Origin of the sequence: Micromonospora musae (assembly GCF_003626635.1) — a bacterium.
In the GTDB taxonomy this organism is placed as follows: Bacteria; Actinomycetota; Actinomycetes; order Mycobacteriales; family Micromonosporaceae; genus Micromonospora; species Micromonospora musae.
In genome coordinates this window covers 115,939-134,565 of record NZ_RAZT01000018.1, presented here as the reverse complement: position 1 = coordinate 134,565, position 18,627 = coordinate 115,939, and the positions used below count along the sequence as shown (strand labels likewise).

Here is an 18,627-nt window from a genome sequence, read left to right as displayed (position 1 = left end):
GTCACCGCTATGGTGGCCACGAGGTCTCCGGTATTCAGGTTCTTCTTCGTCGATGAACCCTCTACCGGAGACCTCGCTATCTATCGATCACCGACACGCGCCATCTGACTTCGAGACACGACCTAGCCCGCTGCTCTGTCCGATTGAGCTATCAGCCCGAAGGCCTCGGGGGACTCGAACCCCCAACCCGCGGATCCCTGAAGTAACCGTTGCCTGCGCACCGGGTGTGCGGTGTGGTGGCGCCTCCCGAGACCGGAACCCGGTGACGGACGGACTCTTCACCGAGGCCGGGTGGCCTCTCCAAGATGTAACCGTCACCTTCGCACCGGGAAGTGCGTGGATGACGCTAGCCGCGGCAATTGGGGGCGGGCAACAGAATTTGCGGTCCTGTCACAGGCAGAGATCACGCCGCATAACCGAGATCGAGAGTCGACGACGGAAGAGTGCCTATTGCTCTGCCATCTGAGCTACCAGCCCGCAGGCTGGAGGGGACTCGAACCCCCGACCCATAGATTAGAAGTATCCGTCTTCTGCGCACCGGATATGCGGCGTGAACGCTCCCCGAGATCGACGGCAGCGACGGTTTTCGGAAGAGGAAGGATCCGTCACCCTCGCACCGGGAGGCGCGGCAACAACCTACGCGCGACGACACCCGATCGCCAAGAGGATTTCGGACCTCCGAAGCCGGTCACGCCGCATACCCGAGATCAAGGTTGGACACGGAGTTAGCGGATTCGAACCGCGGGGGCTTTACAGGCCCTTTGCCAGAAGTAGCCGTGTCCGTCGCACCGGGTATGCGGCGTGAGCGCCCCTCCCGAGACCAAGGCGGCGACGGCGACTGGCCCTTACGGGCCAAGGTGACCTGGGCCGCTGGTCGACACCGCCGAAAGGCGGCGGCGGGATTCGAACCCGCGTCTCCCCGTTATGAGCGGAAGTAGCCGTTGCCTGCGCACCGGGAGGTGCGAACGAACGATAAAGGCCTACCGCGCGCCTCAGCAACCCCGTTTGCGGGCAGTTCGTTCGGCCGACCTGGCAGCAACCCGCCCGACGCAATCAATGCTGGCGACCCTCTTGGCCGCAACCCTGCTCGACGTACAGCTCCGTCCACAAGGGCTGAGTTCACGCCGACGTTTCCCGCTCGCATGTCGTTGATCTGTCGTTGGGTGGTGATCGCCGCGTGGAGCACACTGACCGCTATGAGCGATCTTTCCTTCGTCGCCGATCCGCCGCAGAGCCCGGCGGTGAATGCCGCCTTCGAGGCCGATGTCGCCTCCGACGGCTACGTCAACAACCTCACTCGCGTCTGGGGCTGGCGTCCCGACGTGCTGAATTCCTTCCAGGCCGTGCGCGCCGATCTCCTGGCTGAGTCCGGCCTGTCGGCTCGGGAAGTGGCCGTCATGGTCGCCGCCACCGCCGCTGCCCGCGGCGACGCATACTGTGCGCTCGCCTGGGGATCCAGGCTGGCCGAGCTCAGCGACGAGGCGACCGCCGCGGGGGTGCTACGAGGCGTCGACAGCGGCCTGTCCGAGCGGGAGGCCGTGCTGGCCGGCTGGTCTCGTCAGGTCGTCCACGATCCGAATGCTACGACTCGGGCCGACGTCGACCGCCTGCGCGCCGCGGGCCTCACCGACCGAGAGATCTTCGAGGCGACGACGTGGATTGCGTTCCGGCTGGCGTTCTCCACCATCAACGATGCGCTGGGAGCCCGCCCCGACACGCAGCTCGCGGAGAAGGCACCGCGGTCTGTCCGCGAGGCCGTCACGTACGGCCGGCCGGCCTGACCGTCGGCACACCCAGCGCCATCAACCGGCAGGGAGCCGCTGCCCCGAGGTGGGGCTTGGCGACCGCTCCGTCGCCACCACCGTCTCTTCTGACCGGTGGTCGTGCGAGGCCGGCCACGGTGGCGGTGCGCTTCAGGAGTTCGTCGCGGCTCGTTCCGACGCGCTGCGAAGAACACAGAATTCGTTGCCCTCGGGGTCGGCGAGGACCGCCCAGCCCGAACCGTCAGGGTTCCGGTGATCGGCGACGAAGGTGGCCCCGAGGCCCAGCAGCCGTTCCACCTCCTGGTCACGGGAGGTCTCCGGGCGCAGACACAGGTGGATCCGGTTCTTGATCTGCTTGGGTTCGGGCACCTGGTTGAAGTACAGCACCGGGCCCTCCGCCAGCTGCACCTGAGTCTCCCGGTCGCCCGGTCTGTCCTCCGGGTGCAGCGGACGGCCGGTCACACTGCTCCAGAACCGAGCCAGCTTGTAGGCATCCGCACAGTCGATCGCCACGTTCTGCAACACCGAAACCATAGGCGCCAGCCTTCCCGACTTTCGCTTCGGACGCCACCGCGCTCGGCTTCGCGCCCGCAACTCAGGCGGGTGGCAGTGCCGGCGAACCGTCCCGGACCGCGGCGAGCCCCGGCGGATCGAGGATCACCACCGCGGCCGGCTCCACCCGCAGCAGGCCGGAGGAGGCGAGGCCCCGGAGCGCCCGGTTGACGCTCACCCGGGACAACCCGATCTCCTCGCCGAGCCCCTCCTGGGAGCCCGGCAGCGGAACCCGACCGACCCGCTCCTGGCCGGCTTCGAGGAGCCAGGATGCGACCCGGAACTCCGGGCGCCCCGTCCGCCGGAGCATGGCCCGCCGGTCCCGGTTCACCTGCTCGGAGAGGTGTCGCAGCACGTGATCGCGCAGCGCCGGCACGGTGTCGATGAGCTGGCGCAGCAGGCTCGCCGGGAGCCGACGGACGCGGCACGGGGTGGTGGCGGTCCAGGTCGCCGTGTGCCGGCCGCCCGCGAGCACCGCTGCCTTGTCGACTACGGCGGGCCCGGTGATCGCCGCGTACCGGACCCGGGACCCGTTCCAGGTGTCGTGGGTGGCGGAGACGGTACCGCTCTCGACGATCACGAAGTCGTCGGCCCGGTCGCCGTCACGGGCCAGCACGACGCCGGCGGGAACCGACCGGGCCGGGTGCCGCCGCGCGATCTCGTCGAGCCGGGCGCCGTTGAGGGTACGGAAGATCGGCACCCGGGCCAGGCCGTGATCCGTCATTCCGGGGACTGTATCCGGCGATACAGCGGCGCGGCCGTCGGCTGCATACCGTACTGGTCATGATCTGTGTCGAGCTCACCTTCACCGACGATCCGCGGCGCCTCGAAGCCCGCCCCGCCCACCGGGAGCGGCTGCACGCCCTCTACGAGGCAGGCGAGGTGCTGGCCTCGGGCCCCTGGGCGGACGACTCGGGCGCGCTGCTCGTCTTCACCGTGGACCGGGCGCGGGCGGAACAGATCCTCGCCGAGGACCCGTACTACACGACGCCCGGCGTCGAGGTGACCTCGGTGCGCGAATGGTCGCCGGTGGTGGGGCCGGCGCGGTCCTGAGCGGCCAGCACCCGCCTCACCTGGGTCTTGCGGCCAGGACCGGCAGCGCGCCGATCGCCACGTCAGAAACGCGCCCATTTCTCCTGGTCAGCGGGGGTGTCAGGCGTACGACGGCCGGTCCGGGTCGAGCAGTTCGGTGACGCGACCTCGGTCCAGAATCTCGATGAGGGCGTTCGTTCCGCGTTCGATCTTGACTGCCACCTCGTCGGGGTGCAGCGGGATCAGCGCGAGCAACTCGATCCGGCTGCCGTCGGGCACCTCGATCGCTCGCGCCTCGGCCGGCACACGCAGCATCGGCGTGACGACGACCCCGGCGAACGGGGTGCCGGTCGCGTAGGGCTGCGCGGGGTCGCCGTTCGGCACCGAGTGCCATTCGCCGATCCAGCTGCCGTACTCGTGCGGCAGTCGAGCGATCTCCTTGATCAGGCGCACCGGCCAGCCGGTCGGCTCCTCGTTCAACCCGGTCACCTCGGTCAGCGGCCAGTCGGCCGGCAGGCTGAGCATCAGTTCGGCGTACCGACTGATGTCGTGGCCGTCCGGGACGGTCATCGGCAGGTCACTCATCCCAGAGGTGATCAGCGTCCGGTACGGGCGTTCCTCGGTCGGCCCCACCACGTAGACGTGCACTCCGACCAGGTGGGAGGCGATCTCGTGGTAGACGAACTCGACCGGCCCGAAGTGCTCCTCGATGTGCCGATCGATCGCCTCGGCGAAGCCCTGCCGGGGCCCCTGCGCCGCCACGAACCCGTCGTGCAGAGACTGATGACGAAGGACCCCTGACCCGCGCGGCTCATCCACGACGACGGAGCCTAGGCCACGCTCCGACAGTGAGCGGAACCGCCCGCGCCCGGAGGTCGGGGGCCGGGCGTCGTGGCGCAATCGATGCGCCACGACATGGACAATTCGCTGGTGACCGCGCACGATGGGCCCCGTGCCGCTCCAGGAGGGATTTCGGGGGCAGCGGTTGACCTCGGTGCCCCGCCCGCTCGTCGCCGAGGCGCTACGGCGCCCGATCACGGGACGGCTCGTCGTCACCGACGCCGGGTACTACCCGGACGCCGCCGACCACCGGATGCATCGTCCCCGAGGCACCCCCGAGGTGCTCCTGATCATCTGCGCCTCGGGCTCGGGCTGGGCGCGCGTCGGCTCGGGAATGCATCGGGTCGGGGCCTGGCAGGCGCTCGTCATTCCCCGTGGCGTCGCGCACGAATACGGTGCCGACGAGCGCAGCCCCTGGACGATCTGGTGGGCGCACCTGATGGGGTCCGACGTCTCCAAGCTCGCTGACTGCCTGGAGGCCACGACCGCGCGGCCGGTGGTGCCGGTGCGCTCCATCGGTCGGGCGGTGGCGCTCATGGACGAGATCGTCACCTACCTCGAGCGCGACCAGTCGCCCGTTCGCCTGCTGGGCGCGGCGGGGACCGCGTGGAAACTGCTGACGCAACTCAGCGTCGACCGGCTGCTCCCCGAACCGGGGGACCCGTTGCAGCGCGCCATGAGTTACCTGGCCGAACGGCTCGACGGGAAGGTGAAGGTGCCCGAGCTGGCGCGACTGGTGGGGGTGTCGCCGTCGCATCTGAGCACCCTGTTCCGCAGGGCGACCGGAGGCGGGGTGTTGGCTCACCACACCGCCCTGCGGATGGCGAGGGCGCGGCAGTTGCTCGACACGACGGACGCGACGGTCACCGAGATCGCATCCGAGCTCGGCTTCGACGACGCGTTCTACTTCTCGCGGGTCTTCCGGAAGCACCACGGGTTGAGTCCGAGCGGGTTCCGCCGCCGCCATGAGGGCTACGAGGTCGCTGATGCTGCCTTCGAGGTGTGACCCGGCGGAACGTTGACTTGTTCTGCGCGGTCACTACGGTGCGGCGCCGGCCACGAGCGCCCGGGCCGCATCCGTCCACCAGTAGAGGACCTCCCGGCCTGACCGGCGTTTCCGGAGCAGACCGGCCTCGGTGAGGACGCGCAGGTGACCACCGACCGTGCCGAGCGGCAGTCCGGTCGCGGCGACCACCGCGGTCGTGCTGATCGGCTCGGACGCCTGGACCAGAATTCTGCTCCGCGCGGTTCCCAGTAGGCGACGCAGCGGATCCGGCGTGTTTAGAGCCGCCTCGGTGAAGATCCCCGTCACCGGATAGACGATCCCGAAGCGGTCGGGCAACCTCCAGGAGATCCAGCCTCCCCGGCAGTGCGCCGCGAAGAAGGTGAGTCTCCTGCCCCGCACGTCGCATGGTGGGTATGGCCGCTCCTCGATCTGCAGCCGACCGTCGCCGAGCCAACGGGTGCCCGGCCGTATGTCGTTGATGACCCCGGACCAGCCGTCTCGGCCCAGGCGGGCGATCCGGGACACCACATCGGCGCGCAGCACCGATTGACGGCGCGGCCAGTCCGGCTCGATCGTGTGGTGCCAGACCCAGCGCAACAGAGCGCCCGTCCGGCGCGCCAACCCGGGGCCACGTAATTCCGGGGCGAGCGGGGAACGTACGTGGGCCAGGTCGGCGCGGATCTGCTCGTCCGGCAGTGACTCCAGCGCCACGAGTTCGTCGTCCAGCGTCATGTCGGGACGCGCGGGCGGCACCGTCAGGAAGTCGGCCATCCAGGAGGACGAGATGGCGTGGGCCACGATGGCCGCGCTCACCGGGTCGTCGTGGAGATAGTCGTGAAAGGCGCCGACGTGCCGGTCGCGCCAGGCCCGGTGCCAGGGAAGTGGTTGACCTCGGCGCAGGATGTTGAGCGCCGCCAACGTCTCGGTGAGCGGTGACGTGCCGAAACGCGCCTCCGCCATCGTTTCGGCGTCGACCAGGAACACCGCCACGTTTCGCCTCCGGTCGAAACTCTAGGGTGACGCCGCGGGGTGCGGCAACCTCCCTGGCCATGCCGACCAACATCCAGCCGGGCGACCCGACGACCGTGGGCGCGCGGAACTTCAGGGCCCTCTGGGCCGGTGCCGCGGTCACCAACCTGGCCGACGGCGTCGTCAAGCTGGCCCTGCCCCTGGTGGCCGTCTCGATGACGGACTCCCCTGCGCTGGTCGCCGGCGTCACCCTGGCCAACACCCTGCCCTGGCTGTTGTTCTCGCTGCCCGCGGGCGTGCTCGCCGACCGGGTGGACCGCCGGCACCTGATCATGACGATGGCCGCCGTACGCGCCCTGGCCCTCGCCGTGCTCGTGGGAGGGGTCCTCGCGGAGCTGCTGCCGCTGGCCGGGCTGTATGCGGGGGCGCTGCTCCTCGGCACCGCCGAGGTGTTCGCCGACACGACCCGGATGTCGGTCGTGCCGATGGTGGTGCCCCGCAACCGCATGGAATCCGCGTTCGCGAAGTTGACGGCGACCGAGACCGCGGCGAACGAGTTCATCGGGCCGCCACTGGGTGGCCTGCTGGCCGCCGCCGGACTGGCCGTCGCGCTCGGCGCCGGCGCGGTGGGCTACGCAGGCGCGCTGCTCGCCTTGACGATCATGACCGGTCACTACCGCAGCGGCCGCCACTCCAGCTCGACGGCGGGCGCGCCGAGCCTCCGCGCGGAGATCCGGGAGGGCGTGCAGTACGTGTGGCGGGAGAGGGCTCTACGGACCTTGCTGCTGGTGGCGGGCGCGGCGAGCGGATGCTGGGCGGCCTGGACGGCGGTCATCGTCGTGTACGCGGTCGCACCCGGGCCGTTGGACCTGAGCCACTCGGAGTACGGGCTGCTGATCGGCGGGCTGGGAGTGGGTGGCGTCGTGGGCGCCTCCGTCGCGCCCGCCCTCATTCGTCGGCTGGGACGGCAGGTCGTCCTCGTCACGTCGATGGCTTGTCTCGCCGTGCTGCTGGCAGCGCCGGCGGTCTCCTCGTCCGCATGGCTGATCGCCGTGACGACCGTGCTGGGCGGTGCCGGCTCCGGTGCCTGGAACGTCACCTACAGCTCGTTGCGTGCGCTCGTCGTGCCCGAGGAGATGATGGGGCGTTACAGCGGGGTCAGCCGGCTGACCAGTTGGGGATCGATGCCGCTGGGGGCCCTGGTCGCCGGGTTGACCGCGGAACTGATCGGCGTACGGGCGGTCTTCTGGGGCGGGGCAGGAGTTTGCGTCCTCGTGCTTGCCGCGACGTTGCGGACGGTCACGTCGCCGGAGTTCCGGCGGGTGGAGGCCCGCGCGACTGCGTTTGACGAACCTGTGCCGGCCCACCCGCACCGATCCTGAACTGTCCGGGTCACGTTCCGGGTCGCGACAGCGCTGCGGTCGCCGGTCGGCGCCTGTCCAGCGCCGACCGACGACCGGTCAGCCTTTCAGACCGCTGCTGGCGATGCCGGAGAAGAACTGCCGCTGCAGCACCAGGAAGATGATGATGAGCGGCAGCGACGCGACGAGCGCGCCGGCCATGAGGGTCGGGTAGTCGGTTCCGAACTGCCCCTGGAGGCCGGCCAGGCCGACGGTGATCGGGCGTTTGTCGCCGCGCGGGGTCACGATGAGCGGCCAGAGCAGGTCGTTCCAGGAGTAGAGCGAGGTGAGGACGGCCAGCGCCGCCATGGTGGGGCGGGCCATCGGGAGCATGACGTACCAGAAGGTGCGCAGGGGTCCGGCGCCGTCGAGTCGGGCCGCCTCTTCGAATCCGGCGGGGATCGACATGAACGCCTGCCGCATCAGGAAGATCCCGAACGCCGAGAACATGCCCGGGATCGCCAGCGCGGGGATGGTGTCGAGCAGCTCGAAGTCTCTGATGATCTCGAATTGTCCGATGAGGAAGAGTTGACTCGGCACCATGAGCATGGCGATGAAGAGCCCGAACAGGAGCCGGCGTCCCGGGAACCGGAGCCGGGCGAACGCGTAGCCGGCGAGGGCGGAGACGGTGAGCTGCCCGATCACGCGGAGCACGAGCGCGGAGACTGAGACGGTGAGCTGCGCCCAGAACGGCACCGAGCCGAAGAACGTGGCGAAGGCGCCGGTCGTCGGGTCGTCCGGCAGGAGCGTCGGCGGCATCTGGGACGCTTCACGGTTGGATTTGAAGATGGTGAGCAGTTGCCAGACGAAGGGCGCCACCATGACGAGCGCTGCGGCGGCGAGGACGAGGTGGATGACCCATTCGCCGTGGCGGGACGCCTTCGATCCGGTCGCCGCCCGGTCCGTGCGCCTGCTTCGCAGGATCTGATCAGTCATAGAACACCCACCGGCGTTGCAGGCGGAACTGGAGGAGGGTGGCAGCCATGATCACCATGAGGAGCACGATGGCGATCGCCGCGCCGTACCCCTGGTCGAACTCCACGAAGGCCTTCTCGTAGAAGAGGTAGACGATGGTCTTCGAGTCGGCGAGCGCGGTGTTGTTGACGCTGCGCAGCATCACGAAGATCAGGTCGAACATCTGCAGCGCCGAGATCACGGTCAGCACGGTCACCAGGAACACGCTCGGCGACAGCAGCGGCAGGGTGATCCGGAAGAACTGGCGTACCCGCCCCGCCCCGTCGAGCGCGGAGGCCTCGTAGAGGTCCTGCGGGATCCCCTGGAGCCCGGCGCCGAGGATGATCAGGTTGATGCCGAGGCTCATCCAGATGCCGACGACACCGACCGCGTAGATGGTGAAGGTGGCGTCGGCGACCCAGTACTGCCCGGGCACACCGACCAGGGAGAGGACGTAGTTCAGCAGGCCGAAGTCGCCGTTGTAGATGAAGCGCCAGACCATGCTGATCGCCACCGGCAGGGTCACCACCGGCAGGAAGAAGAGCACCCGGTAGAGGGCGCGGCCGCGGCCGACCTGCTCGATGAGCGCGGCGAGCACGATAGCGACGGGTACGCCGAGCAGCAGGATCGCCGTGTAGAGCGCGGAGTTGCGCAGCGCCTGCCAGAAGCGCGCGTCGCCCAGCAGCTCGGTGTAGTTGTCGACGCCGGTGAACGTGCCGGGCCCGAAGGCCGGAACGTCCATGAAGCTCTTACCGAACGTGGTGAGGAACGGCCAGACGTAGAAGGCGACGAGGCCGACGAACGCCGGAGCGATCATCAGATAGCCCCAGCCGGGTGCGGGCAGGAGCCCTCCCGCGCGGCGGCGGGTCCGCTGCCGCGCGGGAGGGCTGACGACGTCGGTGGTCACTTCGCGAGGACCTCGTTGATCGCTGTGTTGTACGCCCGGGCGGCTTCGGCAGCGTTCTGCTTGCCCTCCCACGCCGGACCGAGGTACTGGGTCTCCAGGCCGGTCCACTTGGCGGCGTCACCGGCGATCGGCAGCGGCACCGAGTAGTCGACGGCGTCGACGAAGACCTTCAGGTTGAACTCGGGCATCGCGTCGAGCCAGCCCTGCTGCGTGTCCTGGTACGCGGGCAGCACCGCACCGCTCTTGGCCTGGATGACGGCCGCGTCCTTGCCGCTGGCGAAGATGAGGAACTCGGCGAGCTCCTTGGGGTGCTTGGTGCCGGCGTACCCGGCGTTGAGGATGCCGCTGATCATCGTGGCCCGCTGCTTCGCCTTCGGCAGCGGCGCGACGCCGACGTTGGGCCGCAGCGCCTGGTCGCCGTAGAGGCGCTGGGCCCAGAAGGAGCCGGAGAAGTACATGGCGACCTTCTGGTCCATGAACATCTGCACCGCTTCGGTGTCGGAGAGCTGCTTCAGCGTCGGCGAGAGCCCGTCGGCGTGCAGCTGCGTCCAGAACTGCAGACCGGAGACGGCCTCCGGGCTGTCGATGGCGGCCTTGCCGTCGTCGCCGATCACCTTGCCGCCGGCCTGGTAGATGCTGTTGTAGTACCCGCCCTGGCGGTCGATCGGGGCGGCGATGCCCCACACACCCGCAGCGGGGTTCGTGAGTTTACGGGCGGCAGCACGCGCGTCGTCCCAGGTCCAGGTGTCGTCCGGGTAGGCGACGCCGGCCTTGTCGAAGAGGGCCTTGTTGAACCAGATCCCGTTCGTGTCGAAGTCCTTCGGCAGGCCGTAGAGCTTGCCGTCGACGTCGTACAGGTCGAGGACCGCCTTCGGGTACGCGGCCAGGTCCACGCCCGCGGCCTTGACCGCGTCGGTGATGTCGAGCAGCTGCTTGCCCTTGGCGTACGCCGGGAACTGGTCGGCGAGCATCCAGAACGCGTCCGGTGCGGTGCGTCCCGCCGCGCCGACCTGAAGGGTGGACCAGTATTCGGGCCACGGCAGGACCTGCACCTGGACATCGATGTTGGGGTGCTTGTCCTCGAAGGCCTTGGCGATCGCCTCCATGGCCGGCTTCTGGTCGTCACTCCAGGTCGCGTAGCTCAAGGTGACCTTGCCGTCTCCCCCGCCGCTGCCGCTGCAGCCGGTCGCGGCGAGGGCGGCCAGCACGGCCGCGGCGGCGATCCATCTCTTGCCGTGTCGCATGGTTTCTCCCTTGGTGGTGGCCGGGCTTCATTGCTCGGCCGGGGTGGTGGCGGTGTGGTGGTGGAGGCGGCCCGACGCCCAGTCGACGTGGGCCGGCTCCGGGTGCTCGGGCAGGGCGTCCGCCCGCAGGCTGAGCGTGGCGGCGCCGCGGATGTGGAGCTCGATGTCGCGCGGCGGCTCACCCGCGCGGACGTCGACGGCGAACAGCTCGACCCCGTCGGCGTGCACGCTCATCCGGGCGGCGGTGCCCGGGGTCTCGTCGTCGACGCCGATGCGGGCGGTGAACCGGTCGGCGCAACCGCCCGGGTAGAGCTCGATCCGCGACGGCGTGGACGCGCCGAGCCCGTCGTCGAACTCCACCCCGGCGATGCTCATGCGGCGGCCGTCGTCCGGGTTGCCGCCACCGTTGCTCCGGTCGCGTTCGATCGGACCGCTCTCGTTGTTGAACGCGACCATGGTCAGCGCCGACAGGCGATGGGATCCGGGCGTCAGAGGTCGGAACAGGCGGGCGTGCGCCACAACCGGCACCCCGTCCTCACCCGGCGTCTCGACGGTGACCACACCCGCCCGCCCGGGTGCCAGGGCGGCGGGCGCCTCGATCCTCCACCGGTCGTCGGCGAGGCGCTCCGCTGACCAGCCGGGCGGCAGTCGCAGCTGTCCCTCGGTCAGCAGGACGGCCGCGCCGTCCGGGCCGAGCAGTTGGACGGGCGGATCCACCCGCGGTGCGGCGTGCTCGGGCCGCGCGACGGCCCGGTGCAGCCGGGTGCCACGGGCGGCGACGACGGCGACGAAGCCGCCGTTCTCCGCCACGTCGACGACCAGCTTGTCGTCGACCGGGCGCCGGTGGGAGGTCAGGCCGCCCGCCGCGCCGTCGCCGACGATCCACGCGTCGCCCGGTCCGAGCGCCAGGCGGTCGAGTGGGACGGTGAGCCGGCGCGCCGGGCCGGTGGCGATGCCGCCGAGGAACCAACGGTCGCCGTGCCGACGGGCGATGACCGCCTCGTGGTCGGGGTCACCGGCGAGCAGCACCGTCTCCTCCCAGGAGGGTGCGAGTTCCGCGAGGAACCGCGCGGCGTCCGGCCGGGCGAGGTAGGCGTCGACGTCGTCGGCGAAGTGGGTGATGCCGCATTCGAAGGCGACGCTGAGGGCGAGTTCGTGGCCGTCGCTCGTGGTCCGTCCCGGCGCGGCGAACGCGACAGGCGTGTAGTCCATCGCGCCGACGACGTTGCGGGTGAACGGCTGGATCACGTTGTGCACGGCGGTCAGGGGCGTGCCCTGGTAGAAGACGTAGTACTCGCTGCCGCGGACGGCTTCGTAGCCGATGACCTGCGGCCAGGTCCGCGCCCACCCTCGCGGGATGACCGAGCCGTGGAAGTTCACGTGCAGGCCGAGCCGGGCCGTCTCGGCGAGGATCGTGTCGTACCAGCGGTAGCGGTCCTTCGACTCGGACTCCATGAAGTCGACCTTGATGCCGGCGACGCCCCAGGACCGCCACAGGGCGAGCTTCGCCAGCTTCTCCGGCCCGTCGAGGTCGTGCCAGACCACCCACAGGTGCACCTGGATGCCACGGCGACTCGCGTAGGCGACGATCTCCGGTACCCAGGTCTCGTCCCAGCCGCAGTCGATGAGCAGATGCTCCCAGCCGAAGTGGGCCGCGACGTCGACGAAGTGTCGCTGCCGGTGCAGCTGCGCGCCGGAGTAGAAGTCCGACCACCACGACCAGGCGGCCCGGCCCGGGCGCACCCAGCGCAGGTCGCCGGCCGGGTCGAGCGGGGCGGGCGCCAACTCGTCGACGAAGCGGCTCTCGACGATCGTGGCGAGATCACCGATCAGGAACACCCGCCAGGGGGTCACCGGACCGCGGGTGATCTCGACCGACTCGTCGGCCGCCACGAACCGCAGCTCACCGTCGTCGTCGAGCTCGGCGTGGGCGCCGCTGAAACGGCCGTCGATCGCCGCCTCGGTGAGCAGGACGTACGCCCCCGCCCGCGGCAGGCGCACGAGCAGCGGGAAGCCGTACGCCCCGGCGGGCAGCTCGGCCAGGTCGGCGCCGACGCGCGGCGTCTCGTACCAGGTCTGGTAGTCGAGCGCCCACACCCGGGCGTCGGGCTCGAACCGGAGCCGGGTGTGGTCGGCGTCGAGACGGCCGTGACCCTCCAGCCGGGCGAGCGCGTAGCGGACCGCCACCCCATCCCCGCTCGCCCGGACGTGGATCTGCCACTCGACGCCGCTGTCGTGGCGCAGCTCGTGAACCGTCTCGACGTGCGTGTACCGGTGGGTGCCGGTCGCCTTGCCGGAGCGGGCGGTCCACTCGTCGGTGATCTCGCGGACGCGGGACCGGAGAAGGACGGAGCCGGCGTCCAGGTCGACGCCGCCGACGCGGAGGCCCAGCCGGACCCCGTCGAGGACGATCCGTCCGGCGCGCCGCACCGTCAGGACGATGGCGTCCGCTCGCGTCTCCACCTGGGGTTCGACGCGCTCAAGCAGCGCCGCCGGACCGATTTCGTTGGCCACATCGTCTCCGTGCCGTGCGGGAGCCGAACGGGCGGATCCCCTGCTCGGCGGCTTCCGACGCTAGGTTCACGGCAGCCCGGCGGGAATGTTCATTCGGACTCGGGACCTGGACGATTCGCCGCTGTATGAGAGGGCCGCGCGGCGGCTCGACCCCGCCCGTGTCTCCCTCCGCAGGGACGATCAGCGGGTGACGGTCGGGCCGGCGCGCACACCGCGGGACGTGCTCGGATGCCCTTGGTGGCCGCCCAGACGTGTGGGGCTCCGGGCTATACCTGCCCCCGCCCGGAGATCCGCCACGGCCGAAGAAGCCACCTCACGCAACACGACGTGACGAGGGCCTACCGGGAGATGGTGTCCCCCGTAGGGCGCGCTCCGCCCGTCGCTGCGCCGGCGGTACCGGCCGGGCCGGGCCGGTGACCTCGGGCGATGACGTACCCGAAGAGGATGGTCAGGACAGCGACTCCGGCCCACATGGCCTGTCGCCAGCCGTCCACGAAGGAGTCCTGGGCGGCGCGGATCACGGCCTCGGCCTGGGTGCCGGCTGTGTCAGCGGAGGCAATCGCGTTGGCGATGCCGTCGCGGGCGGCGTCGCCGGTGCTGTCCGGCATCCCATCGAGCCGGGAGCCGATGGCGTCGCGGTAGCCGGCGGAGAGCACGGCCCCGAGCAGCGCGACCCCGAGCGCGGTGCCGAACTCCCTGGTGACGTCGTTGAGCGCGGAGGCCACACCTTGACGTTCCCGCGGCAGGGAGGAGGTGATGGCCTCGGTCGCGGGCGTCTGGCTCAAACCCATGCCGAGCCCCATGGCGAGCATCCCGGGCAGGACGGAGAGGTATCCACCGTCGACGGAGACGAAGGTGGCCATCAACGCCAGACCCGCGCCGCCGAGGAGGATGCCGGCAGCCATCGTCGTACGCCCGCCGACGCGCGCGGCCAGTCGTGGGGCGAGGCCGGAGGCGAGCATCATCGTCACCGCCATCGGCATGAGCGCCAGGGTGGCGCGCAGACCGGACCAACCGAGGACCGCCTGGAAGTACGGGAAGAGGACGACGAAGATCCCGGCCTGCACGCCGAAGACCACCAGGAGCGTCATGGATCCGCTGGTGAGCGGCCGCTCACGGAAGAGACGGACGTCGAGCAGGGGAGCCGGCCGGCGTCGCTCCCACAGCACGAACCCGACGGCGCCGGTGACGCCGACGAGCAGGCTCAGAAGCGTCACCGGAGCGCTCCACCCCTGCACCGGGCCCTCGTGCAGGACGACGATGAGCCCGACCGCGGCGATCACGGAGGTCAGCGAACCGATGACGTCGAACCCGTGTTCCGACCTCTCCCGCGAGTTCGGTACGGAGCGCAGCGCCATGGTGATGGCCACGGCGACGAGTACGACCGGCAGGACGAACAGCCACCGCCAGCTGGCGAGGTCCACCAGGGTCGCGGAGAGGTACATCCCCAGGATGCCGCCACCGCCGGCGACGCCGGTCCAGACACCGATCGCCTTGGCGCGCTCGCCGTCGGGAAACGTGGAGGTGATGACGGCCAGGGTGACCGGCATGATCATCGCCGCGCCGACGCCGCTGAGCAGCCGCGCCGCGAGCATGACCTCCGACGAGGTCGCGAGACCGGCCGCCGCGCTCGCCACCGCGAAGACGACCAGGCCGGCGAGGAGTACGGGCCGGCGTCCCCATCGGTCGCCGAGAGCGCCGAGCGGTAGCAGCAGCGCGGCCAGGCTGATCGTGTAGATGTTGATGATCCACAGGACGGTGCTCTGCGAGGCGTGGAACGCGACAGCGATCTCCTGCTGGGCGACGTTCAGCCCGGAGACGGAGGCGATGACCGCCATGAGGGCGACGCAGACCGCGATCAGGATCGCGCGACGCCGGCGTGGGTCGTGGACCGTCGTGTCGACGACTTCCGGCTGAGCGGACAGGTCCGGGGAGAGCGCGCGATTTCCCTTCGAGAAGCGCAGGTTGATACGGCGCCGGAGCGGTGCGCGCCGGCGCTGAGCAGGTGGTGTGATCAGGCGCGCCGGGTGGCGCGGACGACGACGTCGTGCAGCGGGATCGGCCGGCCGGGGATCGTGCGAACGTGCTCCTCGGCGGTGGTGATCTCCCACCGGGTGGGGTCCAGGCCCGCGGTGATGTCCGCGAGGGTGACGGAGGCCTCGGCGGGCGGGTGGTGCCCGTGCTCGCCGGCCGTCGGGGCGTGCAGGTGCCCGACGATCAGCAGGGTGCCGCCGGGCGCCACCCAGGCGGAGATCCGGTCGTAGAAGGCCAGCTGCGGCATCACCGGGTGCGCGTAGTGGGTCGTGACCAGGTCGAAGCGCGCCTCCGGCGCCCAGACGGTCAGGTCCGCCTCGATCCACCGCACGTCCCCGGCCAGTGCGCTGGTCGCGGCGTGCTCGGCGGCGAGGGCGAGGGCTTCGGGGGCGATGTCGACGGCGGTGACCCGCCACCCGTGGGCGGCGAGCCAGATCGCCTCGGCGCCGACGCCGCAGCCGGCATCGAGCACGCTGCCGACCGCCAGGTCCCCGGCTTCCCGGGTGAGGTAGGGGTTCGGGGGTTTGCCGGCCCGCGCGGCGGGCGAGTCACCGTGCCGCTGCTGCCAGTGCTGGTCCCAGTAGTCCTTGTCGAATGCGTGGGTCATGGGGCGATCCTGACCGCGCACCGAACAGATCGGCAAAACTTTTTGCCGAATGGAAAACTGAGGGCATGAACGACGACCTGGACCGCACGCTCGACGCCGTCGGCCCGAGGCTGAAGCAGCTCCGGACCCGCCGCGACATCACGCTCACCGACCTGGCGGCGCAGACCGGCATCTCCGCCAGCACGCTCTCCCGCCTCGAGGCGGGACTGCGCCGCCCCACGCTCGAGCAGCTCCTCCCACTCGCCCGCGCCTACGGCGTCACCATCGACGAGCTCGTCGACGCGCCACCCACCGGTGATCCGCGCATCAACCTGCGCCCCATCGCCGCCGGCGACGGGGCGACCGTCCTGCCGCTGACCCGCCGGCCCGGCGGCATCCAGGCCTACAAGTTCGTCCTCCCCGCCGGGGACGACGACCGCGAGCCCGACCTGCGCACCCACGAGGGCTACGACTGGGTCTACGTCCTCAACGGCACCCTCCGCCTGGTCCTCGGCGAGCACGACCTCGTCCTACGAGCCGGGGAGGCCGCCGAGTTCGACACCCGCACCCCACACTGGTTCGGGTCCACCAGCGCCGGTCCCGTCGAGTTCCTCAGCCTCGTCGGCAGGCAGGGCGAACGCGTGCACGTCCGGGCCGCACCGAGATCAGGTCAGCAGGATTAGCGCCGGGCCAGCGCCAGCACGCTCAGACCGAACATCAACACGCCCAGGGGTAGATGGACCGACGGGATGTGCGCGATGCCGAGCACCACCTGGACCGAGGCAAGTACGAGGAAACCTGACGCCTGCCAGACAGGTCGGAGCGGGCCTCCGCCCGGCTTCCAGGCCAGCACCGCCGCGAGCAGGTACAGCATCGATGCCCCGTACATCACCCGGGCGCCGACGCTGTGCAGCGTCGCCCCGTGGGAGGAGGTCAGCAGCAACCCGGCGGAGACCGCCTGCAGGAAGATTGTCAGGGTCTGCAGGGCGATCGCGCCCCGCAGGAACGAGAAGCTGCGCTGTGCATTCGCCGTCGGCGTCGGCGTCGCCGTCACTTGAGTGGTCATGTCAGGTCCCCTTCACCGCATCGTTAAGGTCTCACCAGCTCGACGACGCGGGCCCGCGAAAGGTAAGGCGAGGGGCGGCCGGAAGCATGGGGAGTGTCGTGACCAGCACAGATGAGATAACCGGCGAGCGGCGCCAACTGATCAATATCGCTTACCGGTTGCTCGGTTCGCTGACCGAGGCCGAGGACGCCGTGCAGGATGCCTACGCACGCTGGTACGGACTGCCGCGAAGCCGGCGGGAGGAGATCCGGTCTCGGGGCGCCTGGCTGACGACGGTAACCAGCCGCATCTGCCTGGACCTGCTCGGCTCGGCTCGGGCCCGCCGTGAACGCTATGTCGGCGCGTGGCTGCCCGAGCCGCTACCCGACCGCACCGAGGCGGGCCAGGCGGGCAGCAGCGACCTCGCGGACCAGATCATCCAGGACGAGTCGGTGGCGATGGCCTTCCTCGTCGTCCTGGAGTCGATGACGCCCGCCGAGCGGGTGGCGCTCGTCCTGCACGACGTCTTCCGGTACCCGTTCGCCGAGATCGCCGACGTCCTCGACCGGACGCCCGCGGCCTGCAAGCAGCTGGCCGCCTCCGCCCGGCGGCGGGTGAGCGTCCCGCGCGCTCCCGACACGGCGGTGGGCCAGGCCGACGTGGTGCGGCAGGTGAAGAGAGCCTGGGAGACCAGGGACATCGCCGCCCTCGTCGGTCTCCTCGACCCGGCCGCCGTGATGACCGCCGACGGCGGCGGCATGGTCGACACCGTTCAGCGCCCGATCGAGGGCGGCGAGCGTATCGCCCGCTACATGATCGCGATCGCCGACCTGGCTCCGGAGTTCGAACTCGTGCAGCGGTCGGTCAACGGGGTGCCGGGCGTGGTGGCCCAGCGCGCCGGCGCCGTCATGACCGTCGCCTCGTTCGACGTCGCCGACGGGCGCGTCACCCGGATCTGGGTGGTCCGCAACCCGGAGAAGCTGCGGCCCTGGGCGAGTTAGCCAGTCCGGTTCGCCTGACGCCGCGATCAGCGCTGGTCGTCGGCGAAGGCCGCCCGCGGATCCAGGAGCTGTCCCTTGGCGTACTCCTCGTCGAAACCGGCCTGGCCCAGTGCCTCGATCGCCGCGGCGCGCATCTTGGCGAGATCGGCCGCGTCGTCGGGGTCCGGGATCTGACCGAGGGCGGCGAACGCGGCGTCCGTGACACCGATCATCCGCGCCGCCCGCCCGGAATCACCCTCGGCGGAGGCCAGCGCGGCACCCGCCACGCAGACGTACGGCACGAAGTCGGCCCACCCGTTGCCGAACACCCGCTCCCTGTTCTCGGCGAACAGCCTCCTCGCCACGTCGAGGTTGCCCAGGCCCAGCTCGCAGAAGGCGAGGTTGTGATACTCCGAGTTGACCGTCTCCGGCCGGCCGAGCTCCTCGTTGAGGGCGATGCTCTCCCGGTACAGACCCCGCGCACGCAGCAGGTCACCGGACATGCGCGCCACCCCGGCCAGGACGTGCCTCGGCCGTTCCTCCAGGCTGCGGTCGCCGGAGCGCAGCGCGACCTCGAGCGCCTCCCGGGCTCGGGCCTCCCCGCCGGGCAGGTCGCCGTCACGGATGGCAACCCGGGCCAGGCTGTAGCGCGCCTCCACCTCTCCCGCCGGGTCGCCGGCTGCCTGGGCCCGCACGATCTCGGCTTCGCTCATGCGCACCACGGCGTCGCTCTCACCACGCCGGAAGGCCGCGCGTACGTTCGCACTGAAGTTCATCTTCTCTTCCACGTTCGTCTCGAGG

Annotated in this window: 18 protein-coding genes; 6 read left to right on the top strand and 12 right to left on the bottom strand. The window is 70.5% G+C overall.

Going from position 1 to position 18,627, the window contains the following annotated elements; all coding sequences use genetic code 11:
- The first annotated feature begins 1,196 nt into the window (after positions 1-1,196).
- The gene (locus tag D7044_RS28455; RefSeq protein WP_233565155.1) at positions 1,197-1,781 is read left to right on the top strand and encodes a carboxymuconolactone decarboxylase family protein; all 585 of its coding nucleotides are present in this window, start codon (positions 1,197-1,199) and stop codon (positions 1,779-1,781) included.
- A 132-nt stretch (positions 1,782-1,913) separates the two neighbouring features.
- On the opposite strand, the gene D7044_RS28450 is transcribed toward D7044_RS28455, so the two are convergent.
- Positions 1,914-2,297 (bottom strand): VOC family protein, encoded by a 384-nt coding sequence (locus tag D7044_RS28450; protein WP_120680887.1) that lies wholly within the window; start codon positions 2,295-2,297, stop codon positions 1,914-1,916.
- A gap of 61 nt (positions 2,298-2,358) precedes the next feature.
- Positions 2,359-3,039: a Crp/Fnr family transcriptional regulator gene (locus D7044_RS28445; protein ID WP_120680885.1), complete on the bottom strand. Its 681-nt coding sequence runs from the start codon at positions 3,037-3,039 to the stop codon at positions 2,359-2,361.
- A 59-nt stretch (positions 3,040-3,098) separates the two neighbouring features.
- On the opposite strand from D7044_RS28445, the gene D7044_RS28440 reads away from it, so the two are divergent.
- Positions 3,099-3,368, top strand: a complete 270-nt coding sequence (locus D7044_RS28440) for a YciI family protein (protein WP_120680883.1) — start codon at positions 3,099-3,101, stop codon at positions 3,366-3,368.
- A gap of 99 nt (positions 3,369-3,467) precedes the next feature.
- On the opposite strand, the gene D7044_RS28435 is transcribed toward D7044_RS28440, so the two are convergent.
- The gene (locus D7044_RS28435; protein ID WP_120680881.1) at positions 3,468-4,166 is read right to left on the bottom strand and encodes a suppressor of fused domain protein; all 699 of its coding nucleotides are present in this window, start codon (positions 4,164-4,166) and stop codon (positions 3,468-3,470) included.
- A gap of 133 nt (positions 4,167-4,299) precedes the next feature.
- On the opposite strand from D7044_RS28435, the gene D7044_RS28430 reads away from it, so the two are divergent.
- Positions 4,300-5,193, top strand: a complete 894-nt coding sequence (locus D7044_RS28430; protein WP_120681127.1) for an AraC family transcriptional regulator — start codon at positions 4,300-4,302, stop codon at positions 5,191-5,193.
- Positions 5,194-5,226: 33 nt separating this feature from the next.
- Here the strand turns inward: D7044_RS28430 and D7044_RS28425 are convergent, their stop codons facing one another.
- Positions 5,227-6,183 carry an ArsR/SmtB family transcription factor gene (locus D7044_RS28425; RefSeq protein ID WP_147434735.1) on the bottom strand — a complete coding sequence of 319 codons (957 nt, stop codon included), beginning with the start codon at positions 6,181-6,183 and terminating at the stop codon, positions 5,227-5,229.
- Positions 6,184-6,242: 59 nt separating this feature from the next.
- Between D7044_RS28425 and D7044_RS28420 the strand changes: the two genes are divergently transcribed.
- Entirely contained in the window at positions 6,243-7,544 is a 1,302-nt protein-coding gene (locus D7044_RS28420) for an MFS transporter (RefSeq protein WP_120680875.1), read from the top strand.
- A gap of 78 nt (positions 7,545-7,622) precedes the next feature.
- Here D7044_RS28420 and D7044_RS28415 read toward each other — a convergent pair whose 3' ends face one another.
- The 6 genes from D7044_RS28415 to D7044_RS28390 all read right to left on the bottom strand — a co-directional run bounded on the left by D7044_RS28415 (position 7,623) and on the right by D7044_RS28390 (position 15,822).
- On the bottom strand, positions 7,623-8,498 hold the full coding sequence (locus tag D7044_RS28415; protein WP_120680873.1) for a carbohydrate ABC transporter permease: 876 nt from the start codon (positions 8,496-8,498) through the stop codon (positions 7,623-7,625).
- Positions 8,491-9,423: a carbohydrate ABC transporter permease gene (locus tag D7044_RS28410; protein WP_233563323.1), complete on the bottom strand. Its 933-nt coding sequence runs from the start codon at positions 9,421-9,423 to the stop codon at positions 8,491-8,493. Before D7044_RS28410 ends, D7044_RS28415 begins: the two co-directional genes overlap by 8 nt.
- On the bottom strand, positions 9,420-10,667 hold the full coding sequence (locus D7044_RS28405; RefSeq protein ID WP_120690730.1) for an ABC transporter substrate-binding protein: 1,248 nt from the start codon (positions 10,665-10,667) through the stop codon (positions 9,420-9,422). The genes D7044_RS28410 and D7044_RS28405 overlap by 4 nt, the downstream gene beginning before the upstream one ends.
- A gap of 27 nt (positions 10,668-10,694) precedes the next feature.
- Complete coding sequence (locus D7044_RS28400; RefSeq protein ID WP_120690729.1) at positions 10,695-13,181, bottom strand: glycoside hydrolase family 97 catalytic domain-containing protein; 2,487 nt, start codon at positions 13,179-13,181, stop codon at positions 10,695-10,697.
- A 338-nt stretch (positions 13,182-13,519) separates the two neighbouring features.
- Positions 13,520-15,019: an MFS transporter gene (locus D7044_RS28395; protein WP_120690728.1), complete on the bottom strand. Its 1,500-nt coding sequence runs from the start codon at positions 15,017-15,019 to the stop codon at positions 13,520-13,522.
- 176 nt (positions 15,020-15,195) lie between these two features.
- A complete protein-coding gene (locus tag D7044_RS28390; RefSeq protein WP_120690727.1) occupies positions 15,196-15,822 on the bottom strand; it encodes a class I SAM-dependent methyltransferase in 627 nt (208 codons plus the stop codon).
- A 65-nt stretch (positions 15,823-15,887) separates the two neighbouring features.
- Here D7044_RS28390 and D7044_RS28385 point away from each other — a divergent pair, with 65 nt between their 5' ends.
- Positions 15,888-16,484 carry a helix-turn-helix domain-containing protein gene (locus tag D7044_RS28385; RefSeq protein ID WP_120690726.1) on the top strand — a complete coding sequence of 199 codons (597 nt, stop codon included), beginning with the start codon at positions 15,888-15,890 and terminating at the stop codon, positions 16,482-16,484.
- Here the strand turns inward: D7044_RS28385 and D7044_RS28380 are convergent.
- On the bottom strand, positions 16,481-16,867 hold the full coding sequence (locus D7044_RS28380; RefSeq protein WP_120680861.1) for a hypothetical protein: 387 nt from the start codon (positions 16,865-16,867) through the stop codon (positions 16,481-16,483). The two genes, D7044_RS28385 and D7044_RS28380, sit on opposite strands and share 4 nt — an antisense overlap.
- A gap of 98 nt (positions 16,868-16,965) precedes the next feature.
- Here D7044_RS28380 and sigJ point away from each other — a divergent pair, with 98 nt between their 5' ends.
- Positions 16,966-17,847 carry an RNA polymerase sigma factor SigJ gene (gene sigJ / locus D7044_RS28375; protein ID WP_233565154.1) on the top strand — a complete coding sequence of 294 codons (882 nt, stop codon included), beginning with the start codon at positions 16,966-16,968 and terminating at the stop codon, positions 17,845-17,847.
- 26 nt (positions 17,848-17,873) lie between these two features.
- Here the strand turns inward: sigJ and D7044_RS28370 are convergent, their stop codons facing one another.
- Entirely contained in the window at positions 17,874-18,602 is a 729-nt protein-coding gene (locus D7044_RS28370; protein ID WP_120690724.1) for a tetratricopeptide repeat protein, read from the bottom strand.
- Between the last annotated feature and the right edge of the window lie 25 nt (positions 18,603-18,627).